Here is a 13149-nt window from a genome sequence, read left to right on the forward strand (position 1 = left end):
GGATATAAAATACAATAGCATTAAAATGGAATTTCCAATTGTTTTGTACCGTCTAAAAAGTCAAAAAAGTCGATAAATATTTTGCCGATGTGATTCAAACTCAGAGAATACCTGCGTTTAATGATTCCTGCTTCAAGTGAATATACCGTTCCCGGCAGATCATCCACATCCCATTCGTATTTCTTATCCACCGGATAATCGGAAAAAATATCTTCTTCAAAACTCGGAAAATCTGCATAAAATCGGGTATCAAGCGCGATGACGGCCCAAGGATAAAAATGATAGAAATCATTGAATGTCTTGATTTTAGATGTTGTAAACCGCATCATTTCTCCCTCAAACGGCGGCATATCCATGATATAATCATTTAGCGCATTTTCTTCTTCCAATTCTATGTACGTTGCTTCCAATATTCTGATGATCGACATCTTGGTCGAAACGGTATAAGCCCATTCAAGTGAGATCTCACCCCCTTGCTGTAATTTTCGAATGATCCGGCTGTCAAAAATAAAGCGTTGTAACCGGTTGATAGCGGGTGCCAAGGGTACGATATTTTCCAGCATTCGCCGTTTATCCACCGAGAGTGTATTGGACATCGGAACCACCAATTTGTAATTCTTTCCGGTTTTCACAATCGTCAGCGAAGTAACCTGCTCCCAAATGGTATGATTTTGCGAAACATGATGCAGAACAACAATGACCGGCAATGCATAATTGATCCAATAATTCACGTGAACATCGGAGCAACGAAAAATAACATTGCCTGTGCTGTCCTTATCTGCAAAATAACTCTCACCGGATTTGATCTGAACGCCGATCATGCGACCGTTTGGAACACCGGCATCGGTCAATTCCACGATCATATCAATGCCTACATCCGACTGAAAGATCGTGCGGGGAATCCAGTTAAAATCCCTCAGGAAAATTCCCTCCACGGTCGTAACTCCAATCCGCTCCGTATTGTCAAACCTTGGCATACAATCCTTTTAAACTATTTCCTCTTCACAATGCTTCCTCACCTATAGTTATCAATTACTCTTCACCATTTTATTGCTTCTGTACTTCTGAAAGCAATTCAAATTCAGCCTTGAACAATGCCGGCCGCTCCTGCACTTTGTCGCCCAATTCCATGATCACCCCTGACTTCTTATCATAACTTTTCCATTCAGGAACACCTTTGGCATTGGGATTACCGAATTTTGCAAAATTGACCCAATAATCAGCCATGGTGTTTTCCAATTGGCGATCCACTTCCTGCCAAGGACGCTTCCACGTATGCAACGTATGCAGTGCATAAGGTACTTCAGAAGTATGAAAAGCACCATAATTTGGGAAATCAGGCTTATCCGGCGGTACGTGCGTGAATTGATAAAGGTATGATTTGTTTTTGTTGAAGCCCGCCCACAAATTCGCCGACATGGCCGCGAAAGATAACAGACCTAATTTCAGTTGCGCCGCTTTGGCTTCTTCGTCGGTAGTAGCGGGAAAAAGTTTCAAAAAGGCATCGGCCTTTTCTCCGTATCTCTCCTGCATTTGCTGTTTGAATTTTTCGGCGGTCACTGCCTGTCCGCTCGCAAGACTGCCATCGCCGGTGACCCAACCGGCCATCAGCGGCACGTCGTTATGTTTTCCTTCTTTGAAATGATTGTAGATGTCGGTCGGCAGTACATAGCCATCCAATGTTACGCCAAAGCGTATTCCCTGCGTAGCGGCCAAAATCTCTTCGGGTGTTTTTTTACGCAATTCAGCCAAATTGGCGGCATTGGCTTTCTTTTGAAAGGCCTCACCGTTCTTTTCAGCATTGGCTAAGGTCGTTGGAATGCGGTTGGAAAGCATGCCGCCGCTTTCGGCAATGGCGCGGTGAAAAAGGCGTTTGGCCAACGGAGAAGCTACCAAACAATTCACGCTCATCGAACCGGCCGATTGGCCTGCGATGGTTACATTATTGGGGTCGCCGCCGAAAGCGCCGATGTTGTTTTGAATCCATTTCAACGCTGCAATTTGGTCTAACAAACCATAATTTCCGGACGCATTATTTTGCTCTTTGCTCAGTTCGGGATGGGCCATAAAACCCAACGCACCTACCCGATAATTGATACTCACAAAAACCACTCCTTTTTTAGCCATTTCTTCTCCATCGTAAATGGCACAGGCCGCCGAACCCGACGAAAATCCACCGCCATAGATCCAAACAAAAACGGGCCGATTTTCGTAAGGCACTTTTGCGCCCGTCCATACATTGAGGTAAAGACAATCTTCGCTCAGCGGCTCAGGTGGAGCAATGAACTCCTCTGTCCAACAGGAAAAAGGCACAGGTTTGGATTGAATGGGGCTGGCCGAAAAAGCTTCGCATTTGCGCACTCCCGTCCAATTTTTGACAGGTTGAGGCGCTTTCCAACGCAGATCACCTACGGGCGGAGCTGCAAACGGAATGCCCTTAAAACTATATATCTCAGCACTTTTACGTCCCGAAACAGAACCGTTTTCGGTTTTAACAATGTCCAGTTGTGCCCGGCTCTTTATCCCTGCGACAAGCAACAGTGCCGATAGTAGAATTGGAAGTTTTTTCATACCTATGAAATGTAAAAGCATGGGAAAACTACTCATTCTGAAAATTTGAAAAGTGATAGCTTAAACAATTCAAATTTATTAACTTCATCATGAGTTAACAATCAATTTATTAATTGCCGTTATTTTCACTACTTTCCTAAAATCAACAATGAAACAACTCTCACTGCTACTGTTTCTGGGTTTATCCATCAGTACTGCCCGAGCGCAATCTATCGCAAAAGGGTATGTTTTTGAGGACACCAACGCCGATAACAAAAAAGATAAAAAAGAAAAAGGAATCGCCAACGTAGCCGTTTCCAACGGAGTGGAGGTGGTTTTGACCGATGAAAAAGGTGCTTATCAACTACCCGTAGGCGACGATAATATCTTATTTGTTATCAAGCCAACGGGCTACAAAGCCGTAGTAAATGAAAACAACCTGCCTAAATTTTATTACATCCACAAACCGGCAGGCTCGCCTTCGTTGAAGTACAAAGGCGTAGCGCCAACAGGTCCGTTGCCTGCCTCAGTGGATTTTGCACTGACGCCTTCTCCCGAAAATGAAAATTTTACCGCTCTCGTTTTCGGTGATCCTCAACCTTATACAGCGCAAGATGTAGATTATTTCATCAAAGGAATCGTCCGGGAAGTTCAGGGCATCAAAGACATTCCCTTTGGACTTACGCTCGGCGATCTGGTAGGCGACAATCTTGAGCTTCATCAAGCCTACAAAGAAGCCGTCAAAAAAATAGGTATTCCGTGGTATAACCTGATGGGTAACCACGATATGAATTATGACGCTACCAAAGACGAGCACGCGGATGAGGCTTTTGAAGCCCATTTGGGACCGGCCAATTATTCATTCAACTACGGAAAAGTGCATTTCATTGTTTTGGATAATATTTTGTATCCCGACCCACGTGACGGCAAAGGCTATTGGGGCGGGTTTCGCAAAGATCAGCTTGATTTTGTGGAAAATGACCTCAAATTCGTTTCAAAAGACAATCTCATTGTGCTTGCCTTTCATATCCCATTAAAAACAGAAGGAGAATCCTTTCGTTTGGAAGATCGGCAACGGTTATTTACCCTTTTGAAAGATTTCCCGAATACGCTCTCCCTTTCCGCGCATACCCATTATCAACAGCAGAATTTTTTTACTTCAAAAGAAGGATGGCAACAGACCAAACCGCATCATGAGTACAATGCCGGGACTACTTCCGGTGACTGGTATTCGGGCCAACTCAACGAGCAGGGTGTGCCGATCTCTACCATGCGGGACGGTACGCCCAAAGGATACATCTTTCTTTCGTTCAAAGGCAACCAATACAGTATTGATTATAAAGTGGCCGGCAAACCCAAAGAATACCAAATTGATATTTTTTCGCCACACGTAATTCCGGCAGAGCGAGGTACGGCGGCCAAGATCTACGCAAATTTCTTCATGGGCAGCAAAAACGACCTCGTTGAATATCGCATTGACAACAGTGAGTGGAAACCCATGACCTTGGTGGAGGAAGTAGACCCTAAATTTATGAGTCAGCTTTATCTTTGGGATACTTCTGACAAACTTATACCGGGCCGCCGTCCCAGCAACCCTGTTAAATCCGGTCACTTATGGGCCGGAAGTTTTTTCGGCAATCATCCCGAGGGGACACATACGATTGAAGTCAGGGCTAAGGATATGTTCGGGCATACCTTTACCCAAACAAAAACGTATCTGGTAGAACAGGCACCGAAATAATACTACGGAGTACCGGCCAAGTCGGAGTCGATCAGCGTCGGGTTGTGAGCAACGGCAGCGGCCGACCGTCCTCCGCACGAGAATACATTCTGAGTGTGTCGGGTTGCTCACAACCCGACCATTCACTTTTCTCAATTTCTAACCTTCAACGTTACCGGCCCAACCAATCCGCTTGGAATCAAAGTAGTTAAAGCGCCGTTAAATTGAGCATAGTGTGGATTTTTCTTGGCGGCTTCGCCAATGAATGCGTTTCGACGCGCAGTGGTGGTGCGTACTTCGATGGTATTTCCGCCCGTTTTCAGGTATTTTGCCACGTCCAATTGGTACGGCGAAAAGAGTCTTTTTCCTGCATTTTTACCGTTGATGAAAACTTCAGCGGTGTAATACACTTTCCCCAATCCTAAGAACGCCTGACGCGGCAATTTATCCAAACTAAACGAAGAAGTATAAATGCCCTCGTCGGATTTATACTTGAACTCTTCTTTATCGCGCCAATCGAAAAGTGCCGTGTTCTCGGCTTTGGCATCCCCGGCCTTTACAGTCCATTTCTCAATGGTCAAACTTGGAGCCATATCATTACTATTTACCGAAGCCTTGGTGGTAAGCAAATTAGACGCAACAGCGTTTTTGGTTGAAGCATACAAGAGCATCGAACCGTAAGGCGGCAACCAATACGAAATGGTTTTGCCGGTAGCTTTTTCAATTTCGCCATTTTCGGGATTAAGCCAATAATTGTTTTTGAAACGAACATCCAATGTCAACGAAATCGTCTGCCATTGATTGGTTTTATTCCACAAAAATTTGATTTGGCTGCCGTCGCCCATCTCACGGGTGATCTGTCTGGAAAAGGGCGCCGGATTGGCAAAGCCAATTTTTTGAGAAATCGTATTCAAAGGAAGTTCTGACGCTATTGTTTTGCTGTTTTTTTGTTGAACGGCTTCTTCCATTAGTTGTTTCAACAAACGATCATTGGCTTCAAAATTATGGTAAGACGGCTGTTTTTGAGGCAGTTCACCGATAGACCACAAAGACATTCCCTGCTTACTGAGCGCATTAATATGTTTGGCACTTTCCAAATTAAGATACGGCAAGTTCGCCAAAATCAGGGTTTGGTATTGATTGCCTTCTATGTCGATTTGATTGTTTGCCCATTTGGCTTTTTGCAACGCCTCATCGTTCACGAACTCCCACGATACGCCTTTGGCTTCCAACGCATTGACGGTTTTCCAAAGTGCTTTGTACCAGCGATTGATACGGGTATCGGGCGCAGCAAATACGCCGAAACCTTTAATGTCAGGTTCTACGTCTTTGAAGTAACCGCGCTCCATGATCTCCTCGGGATTGGTCGCCAATTGGTCTTCGGTAAAATCAATGAAAGGCATGTAAATCAACACATCCGTTTTGGGTTTGCCCGAACGCAACGCATATTGACAACGGGCCAGGTATTGATTGACGGTTTTGATATCTTTCCAAAAAGGATCGGTTTCGTTCATTCCCGTAGAGAAATTAACAAACGGCAAAAAAGGCGACGACCACGTATTCCAACCCTCTTTAGCGTATTCTCCTTTGTTGTATTTATAGGGTGTTCCGTGATAGACAAATTGATTGATTCCCGCCGCCAGCGACTTATCAGCCCATATTTTGATCTTTTGCGGCGTGGTCATTTCGGCCCGTAAAATGGAAACAAACGACTCCTGCGTAATGACGGGGCGGTGGTACAGGTGTGCGCCCGAAGTGACCAATTTTAAATAGCCTTCCGAACCTTCGGCAAAGAGTTGTTCGGCTTCGGGAATATCGGCCGCGCCGGCACCGCCGATCAGATCAAAAGGAAATCCATAAGCCTGCGTGCGGTGCAACATGCCGTTTTTACGCATCCACTGACTGGAAGCGCCCAGAAAATTTTTCTTAAACACCTCATTTACTGTACGGTCATAATCGTACATGATGCGCCAGTTTTCGGCTTCGCTGAACACAACGGGCGGTTTGGCACCTGCGTACATGTTGGCCAAATAGGTTGGATGATTGTACCCCTTTTGAAAAACCGAACCCAAATAAGGCGCAATATCATAGCCGTTTTGTTTTTTAAAGACGTCCAAAAAATCGGGCGAAGTCATGCGGTCGGTGTGAAATTCGTAACTGTCGTTAAAAATAGCCCGCAGCGGTTTTCCATAATATTTCGGCAAACCGGTACGACTTCCCAACATATGATCGTAGGCTTTACTGACAATAGCCGGGTCTAAATGGTCAATGACATAATTGGTTTTGGGCGATGCCACCAACGAAGGTTTTTCGCCCGAAGGAATCGACCACGAAACCACGATTTGCCATTCACCGTCGGCGGGAGCCTGCCAGGTAAGTTGCCCGTTCTGTGCTTTTGCCGTTAGGTCAACGATGGATTTGGGGTCTAAAACGCTCTGCTTATCTGCCTGCTTAACCACTTTGGCCGCAATAACACTGAGCACTTTCCCCCAATTTTCGTCCACAAAATTTTTGGACATCATTGCCGCCATCATGCCCGACGCTTTGGGAGCATGATTGCCTACGTGCGGTAATTTTCCCGTAAAAGTTTGACCACCTTTCAATAACGTATCCGAAACGGCGAGCGTTTTCATGCTTTCTTTGGGATCGAAAAAAGCCCCACCCAATGGCCAACCGCTACCGCCGTTCATATCTACCACAATGCCCGATTTGTTGGCTTGCTCCATAATGGCACTCAAGTGTTCGTAAAAAGAGGGTGAGTCCCAACTGTAAATACGGTCGTATTGCTCTTTGGGCGCTTTAGGGTTCAAACCTTGCGTAAGGGGTTGTACTTCTACGCCCGCAAAACCATTGTCGGCAAACATTCTGATCTCGCGTTGGAGCTCGTCGCTTTCAATGTCGTTGCCCGGTAGCCACCATCGGGTAAACGGCCCAAACTCGCGAGGTGCTTTTTGAAAAGTTGCAGCATCAAAATCAAAGGATGAAAACCACTTTTCATCGGCTGATTTCGATTGATTTACAAAGCTCAGCAGGGTTATACATCCAACTGAAAAGGTAAAAATTAAGGATAAATTCTTCATGCAATTTCAAAGTTTATTTTATGTAAATTCAATATTAAACTTATGTAATTTCAAAATAGATATATATTTGCGCTAATAATGAATAGGTTATGATACAAAGACAAATTGTAGATACTATTAATATTTTATGCGATAAATTCCCTGTAATTGCCCTTACGGGCCCGAGGCAGTCAGGAAAAACAACGCTACTCAAAAATACTTTTCCCGATTACCAATATGTATCACTCGAAGACCCTGGCAACTGTGATTTTGCTCATAGTGATCCCAAAGGATTTCTGAAACTTTATAGCGAAAAAGTTATTTTTGACGAAGTCCAACGAGTACCTCATTTATTTTCATACATCCAAACCATTGTTGATACGCGTCGACAAATGGGAAAATTTATCTTATCAGGTTCGCAAAATTTTCAACTGTCACAGAATATTACGCAGAGTTTAGCGGGTCGGGTAGCCTTATTTAAACTTTTGCCTTTTGATTTTACAGAACTGAAAAACGTTAATCTGTTAACAAACGATTACCCGGATATACTTATCAAAGGGGCCTATCCTGCCTTGTATGACCGTCAAATCCCTTCCGATGTTTTTTATGCAAATTATATTCAAACCTACGTTGAACGCGATGCTGTTGAGTTGATTCATATAAGAGATTTGCGTCAATTCAGAGCTTTTTTAGGATTATGTGCCGTCAGAGTTGGTCAATTGCTTAATATCAGCGCTTTAGCGAATGAATGTGGTATCTCACAGCCAACGGCTAAAGCTTGGCTTTCAATTTTAGAAAGTAGCTATATCACGTTTCAATTGCCCCCCTATTTTAAAAATTTCAGCAAGCGTATCGTCAAAAGCCCCAAACTGTATTTCTATGATACAGGCTTGGTCTGCCACCTCCTTGGCATTAAAACAGATGGCGATTTAGTGTATAACCCTTTGAAAAGCAGCTTATTTGAAAATTTAATCGTTGCTGAATTTCATAAACAAAACGAACACAGATATCAACATATGGATTTTTATTTTTGGCGCGATTCCAACGGAAACGAAGTCGATTTGCTACGCCCACACGCAATGACTTTTGATATTTTTGAAATAAAATCTTCGCAAACCATTATGTCTGATCAATTTAAAGGTTTAAAGTTTTTACAGGAAATAGCCCAAGAGGCAGTTGCTGCAAAAACGTTGATTTATGGTGGAAACGAAATCCAATACCGCAGTCATTATACAGTACTGGGTTGGAATCAGGTTTCGAATTATTAGTACAACAGTTTATATCTAACATAAGTGATATTTGTGATTTTATGTTAAACACTTCTTTTATAAATTCAAAAATATAGTAATATTATACAATAAGCATCCTGTACTATCCTATCATTGTCTCAATATGAGAAAATAAGAATTCCTTACTCATAAATTTGCCCATCGGATAAAAGCAAATCTCATATTACCTAAAATGACATTGAAAAGCCCCTTGTTTCTTTTTAGTGAAGTCTATTGTTCTAAAAAAATCGTTAATGTATGTTAAGTATCATGCTAACATCGGTTTTTAGCTAATTTTGTGCGTTAATAGTAAACAAGGTCTTTTGGCAAGGCGCTTTCAATGCCTTTATTCACCTTGTTCCCGTTATTTTTTTATTCGACTTTATGATTTTTTCAAAAAATACGTATTTCCATTGCAACCCCGTGTCCATATACTGCGTATTAGGGATTAAACGACTTATAATTCTCATGAGCGTCTTTACTTCCATACTCACTTATGCTCAACGCCCTTCAACCGGCTCTGCTCCTGTCAATCCGGGGGAAGAAAAGGTATATTTGCTGGGTGCTGACAGCATGACCGTCCTGAAATCGACGGATGGCAGTGAAGTACGCCGAGTAGTGAACAAAGTTGTTTTTCGCCATAAAGGGGCGCTGATGTATTGCAACTTGGCCATTCATAACGTGGCCTCCAATGCCATTGAAGCCTACGGAAATGTGCGCATTGTGCAGGGAGATACCATAACCGTAACGGGTGATACACTCTTCTATTACGGCAACACTCGCTTGGCAAAAGTGATGGGCAAAGTGGTAAATCTGAAAGATAAAAAGAGAACGGTTACCTCTACACGTATCGAATATGATATGGCCACGGGAATTGCCTTCTATCCTAACAAAGGAAAAATTGTTGACGCCGAAAATACCCTTACCAGTAACATCGGTTATTACGACACCCGCACCAAAGTTTCAACCTATTATAAAGACGTAAAATTGGTCAATAAGAAATATACGTTGACTACCGATACCCTTGTTTATAATTCACTGACCAAACTCGCGGATTTTAAGAGTCCAACCAAAGTAGTCAGTAAAGACGGAACGGTCATTGCCAAAAACGGTACTTACAATACCGACACCGGCGAATCTCTTTTCCGTACCCGAACTACTATTGACAATCCGGATTATACCTTGACAGGCGATTCACTCTCGTTTGATAACCTAAACAAAAAAGGGTTTGCAAAAGGACAGGTAGAGATCGTTTCTAAAAACGATGATACCATCCTCAACGGTGATTTTGGGCTGTACAATGGTAAATCAGGAATTTCTAAAGTGTGGGGCCATGCGTTGACGCGCTCGGTGATCTCAAAGGACACGTTGTTCATGACTGCCGATACGCTGTATTCCATTGATATATTTCCTGATACAACCGGCAATGCACTACCCTTCGATTCGTTAGCCAAGACCGTAAGCATTGATTCTTTGGCACCGATCATCCTGACGGTAGATACGCAATTGGGCAGCTTTTCCGAAAGAGTTAAAATCGCAGCAGATGCTTTAACCCAAAAAGTGTTGCCGGCAAAACCGGGACGTTCGCTTTCTAAACCGGTCATGGAGGCTGTTGCCGGTAAGCCTAAACCTGAGGCGTTAGCTAACACTGTTCCGCCTTTTGGGCCCGAACGTACTGCTCCCGCTCCCAAACCGATTTATAAACCTAAACCGGGATCCGACACATCAAATGCTTCAAAACCTCGAAGACTGATCGGGTATAAAAACGTTCTGCTGTATAAAAAGGATTTGCAAAGTCGGTGTGATTCATTGATTTATAACTCATTGGATTCCAACATCACGTTTTTGAAGAAGCCCATCATTTGGTCATCAAAATATCAGTTGGAAGCAGACTCTATTGTAGCCCAGTTGGTTGATCAAAAACTGAGAACGATGTATTTGAAGGCGAAATCATTTGTTATCTCACAGGATACCCTTCTTAATTTTAATCAGGTGAAAGGGCGTAGAATTACCGCTTATTTTGACGACAGCACTCGTTTACAGCGCGTGTTTGTGGAAGGCAATGGAGAAAGCATATATTACGCCGCCAGTGAAGCCAACAAGCCCATGGGGCTAAATCGCGTGGAATGCGCCAAAATGACGCTGAATTTCAACCAAAATCAAGTGCAACGCATTCAATTTGTAGGCCAACCCGATGGTCGTTTTATCCCTCCGCAACGTATTAAGGGAGACGACAGAGAATTGGAGGGGTTCAGTTGGCGAATTAAAGAAAAACCAACGAAGCAGGAAATTTTAGCCAAGACCAACTTTAAACCAACGAAGCCTGAAATTGTCAAACCCCCGGAAGTAAAAGAACGAAAGCCAACAAAAACGGTGACGAAAGAAATCCCGAGGGCAAGGGTAAAATCCAATAAAAAGAAACTTTAGTTCAAAATAGATCTTTTACGCAGTTTTTGCGTATATATTGTGTTCCGTTTAATAAATTTTAACAACCTTTTAAGGCACGATTTTTGATTTTGTAAAAAATAGACTATATTTTTGCAAAAAACATATAAAAAAATATGATTTTCCAATCCGTATTCAGCTATGAAAAAAACTATACTTACATACATTTTTCTCACCTTTTTCAGTGCCTTTGCACTGACTGACGCCTTGGCGCAGTCAGAGGTGGGTCGAAGCAAAAGCCGCCTGAACGTTGGCAAAAAACCAACCGTAAGCAGCCCTACCGCTCTTTCTAAGATTCCCCGTTCGTTAGACCGCAGTATAAATTTGCGCCCAAGCTCTGCTATCAACGCTTATTACCGTTCGATACTGCTGACTCCGGGTGCCGCTGCCGGCAATACTACTGCCACTAAAAATCGTGCCAATGGTGAAATACCTGCAGTAGCTACTACTGAAGCTCGTCCGAATTTGGAAGAAGTTGCGAAATCGGAAGATTTATTTTTCGTTAGCGAGAAACTTCGCGTATTGAATGCCTATCCCAACCCTGCCAACGATTACGCCGAAATAGATTACCAAATTTCCGGTTCTATCGGCAGTGCTAAAATTTCGTTGTACAATATCTTGGGTGCCAATGTAGCGGAATATGATCTGGATAGAAATGATCGTCAACTTCGCATTCAAACGCGCGAAATTCCTACCGGTGTTTATTTTTATCAGTTATTGTTGGAAGGCAAAAAAGTAGCGACCAAGAAACTGCTGATCAGACACTGATTTGCACAAATCAATCAACTAAACGTATCCAATACTTTTTCTGCTTCTGTTTCGTTATGAGATATGAAGCAATTTTTGTATTTTTGCGCCCGATATGCGTAACACCCGATTTGGATTTTTTCTGCTGATTTTCACCGCCGTAGTGCTGGGTTCGTGCAGCAAGTTTGCTAAACTGCAAAAGGAAGGAACACTTGAACAGAAGTATGAGGCGGCTCTTCAGTATTATAAAAAAGCTGATTATTACCACGCCGGCTTACTGTTTGAAGAAATCACTCCCCTCTTGAACGGTAAAGATGCTCGCCAAGCCGAGCTTGCCCAGTTTTATAATGCCTATTGTAATTTCAAACAGGCGAATTATAACATGGCGCAGTTTCTGTTCAAGAACTTTTACGAGACCTTTCAACGCAGCGAATACGCGCAGGAAGCATTGTATATGCACGCCTATTCTTTGTACAAGGACTCCCCGAATTCCAACTTAGATCAAGCCAACACACTTACCGCTATTGGTGCCCTTCAGGATTTTATCAATACCTATCCCGAAAGCGCTTTTCGCGAAGAAAGTACTCAGTTGATCTTGGAACTGCGGGATAAGCTTGAGAAGAAAGCGTACGATAAAGCCAAACTTTACTACAAGACGAGCGAAGCCAATATCGCCAATTATCGCTCTGCAGTGGTAGCTATTAATAATTATCAGAAAGATTTCCCTTCTTCGAAATACAATGAAGAATTAGCCTTTCTGCGTGTTGATGCTCAATACAACTTAGCAAAACTGAGCTTTGTTGAAAAGCAAAAAGAACGTTATCAGGATGTATCAAAATATTATTTGGCATTCTTGGATAAATACCCCAACAGTAAGTACTTACGTCAGGCAGAGCGCTATTACGAAAGTACAGTCAAAGAATTAGGAGTCATTGTGGAAGCTGAGAAGGCATTGAAGGATAAAAAACCTTCTGATGCCGGCAAACTTTCGACACCTTCTTCTACCCAAAATTAAACGCGAACATTAAATCATTCAAATACAATGGCAGCAAATCCATCCATCATAACCCGCGACACCGACAAATTGGCCGCGAAAACAGGTAACCTGTACGAATCAGTGGCTATCATTTCCCGCCGCTCTCGTCAGATCGCCTCTAAAACCAAAGAAGAACTTAACAATAAACTTGCTGAGTTTGCTTCAGGCATCGACAACTTGGAAGAAGTATTTGAAAACCGCGAACAAATCGAAATTTCAAAATTCTACGAGCGCCAGCCTAAACCAACGGGTATCGCCATCGAAGAATTTATGGAAGATAAACTCTTCTGGCGTTCAAGCGAAGAGGAAGCTTAATCTTTACTC

At 43.0% G+C, this 13149-nt stretch carries 9 protein-coding genes; 6 read left to right on the plus strand and 3 right to left on the minus strand.

The genetic code is table 11. The features are described 5' to 3' along the window. Positions 1-20: 20 nt before the first annotated feature. Together ACQY73_RS04885 and ACQY73_RS04890 are read right to left on the minus strand one after the other, a co-directional pair. Positions 21-977 carry a DUF4365 domain-containing protein gene (locus ACQY73_RS04885; RefSeq protein WP_428662238.1) on the minus strand — a complete coding sequence of 319 codons (957 nt, stop codon included), beginning with the start codon at positions 975-977 and terminating at the stop codon, positions 21-23. Between the two features lie 70 nt (positions 978-1047). Further along, positions 1048-2571, minus strand: coding sequence for a carboxylesterase/lipase family protein (locus ACQY73_RS04890; RefSeq protein WP_428662241.1), 1524 nt, complete (start codon positions 2569-2571; stop codon positions 1048-1050). Between the two features lie 148 nt (positions 2572-2719). Here ACQY73_RS04890 and ACQY73_RS04895 point away from each other — a divergent pair, with 148 nt between their 5' ends. Beyond that, a complete protein-coding gene (locus tag ACQY73_RS04895; protein ID WP_428662244.1) occupies positions 2720-4291 on the plus strand; it encodes a calcineurin-like phosphoesterase C-terminal domain-containing protein in 1572 nt (523 codons plus the stop codon). A 131-nt stretch (positions 4292-4422) separates the two neighbouring features. Here the strand turns inward: ACQY73_RS04895 and ACQY73_RS04900 are convergent, their stop codons facing one another. Continuing rightward, the gene (locus ACQY73_RS04900; protein ID WP_428662247.1) at positions 4423-7350 is read right to left on the minus strand and encodes a glycosyl hydrolase; all 2928 of its coding nucleotides are present in this window, start codon (positions 7348-7350) and stop codon (positions 4423-4425) included. A gap of 89 nt (positions 7351-7439) precedes the next feature. On the opposite strand from ACQY73_RS04900, the gene ACQY73_RS04905 reads away from it, so the two are divergent. The 5 genes from ACQY73_RS04905 (at position 7440) to ACQY73_RS04925 (ending at position 13140) form a co-directional block, all read left to right on the plus strand. Next, positions 7440-8597, plus strand: coding sequence for an ATP-binding protein (locus tag ACQY73_RS04905; RefSeq protein WP_428662250.1), 1158 nt, complete (start codon positions 7440-7442; stop codon positions 8595-8597). A 468-nt stretch (positions 8598-9065) separates the two neighbouring features. Further along, positions 9066-11024, plus strand: coding sequence for an OstA-like protein (locus tag ACQY73_RS04910; RefSeq protein ID WP_428662253.1), 1959 nt, complete (start codon positions 9066-9068; stop codon positions 11022-11024). A gap of 159 nt (positions 11025-11183) precedes the next feature. Beyond that, a complete protein-coding gene (locus ACQY73_RS04915) occupies positions 11184-11810 on the plus strand; it encodes a T9SS type A sorting domain-containing protein (protein WP_428662255.1) in 627 nt (208 codons plus the stop codon). Positions 11811-11904: 94 nt separating this feature from the next. Further along, on the plus strand, positions 11905-12804 hold the full coding sequence (locus tag ACQY73_RS04920; protein WP_428662258.1) for an outer membrane protein assembly factor BamD: 900 nt from the start codon (positions 11905-11907) through the stop codon (positions 12802-12804). A gap of 27 nt (positions 12805-12831) precedes the next feature. Further along, positions 12832-13140: a DNA-directed RNA polymerase subunit omega gene (locus tag ACQY73_RS04925; protein ID WP_428662261.1), complete on the plus strand. Its 309-nt coding sequence runs from the start codon at positions 12832-12834 to the stop codon at positions 13138-13140. Positions 13141-13149 lie beyond the last annotated feature (9 nt).

The organism is Runella sp., assembly GCF_965279615.1.
Taxonomy (GTDB): Bacteria; Bacteroidota; Bacteroidia; order Cytophagales; family Spirosomataceae; genus Runella.

Coding starts and splice junctions, on each gene's coding strand:
- ACQY73_RS04925 (WP_428662261.1), top strand. CDS start 12,832: ATGGCAGCAAATCCATCCATCATAACCCGCGACACCGACAAATTGGCC.
- ACQY73_RS04890 (WP_428662241.1), bottom strand. CDS start 2,571: ATGAAAAAACTTCCAATTCTACTATCGGCACTGTTGCTTGTCGCAGGG.
- ACQY73_RS04920 (WP_428662258.1), top strand. CDS start 11,905: ATGCGTAACACCCGATTTGGATTTTTTCTGCTGATTTTCACCGCCGTA.
- ACQY73_RS04915 (WP_428662255.1), top strand. CDS start 11,184: ATGAAAAAAACTATACTTACATACATTTTTCTCACCTTTTTCAGTGCC.
- ACQY73_RS04885 (WP_428662238.1), bottom strand. CDS start 977: ATGCCAAGGTTTGACAATACGGAGCGGATTGGAGTTACGACCGTGGAG.
- ACQY73_RS04900 (WP_428662247.1), bottom strand. CDS start 7,350: ATGAAGAATTTATCCTTAATTTTTACCTTTTCAGTTGGATGTATAACC.
- ACQY73_RS04905 (WP_428662250.1), top strand. CDS start 7,440: ATGATACAAAGACAAATTGTAGATACTATTAATATTTTATGCGATAAA.
- ACQY73_RS04910 (WP_428662253.1), top strand. CDS start 9,066: ATGAGCGTCTTTACTTCCATACTCACTTATGCTCAACGCCCTTCAACC.
- ACQY73_RS04895 (WP_428662244.1), top strand. CDS start 2,720: ATGAAACAACTCTCACTGCTACTGTTTCTGGGTTTATCCATCAGTACT.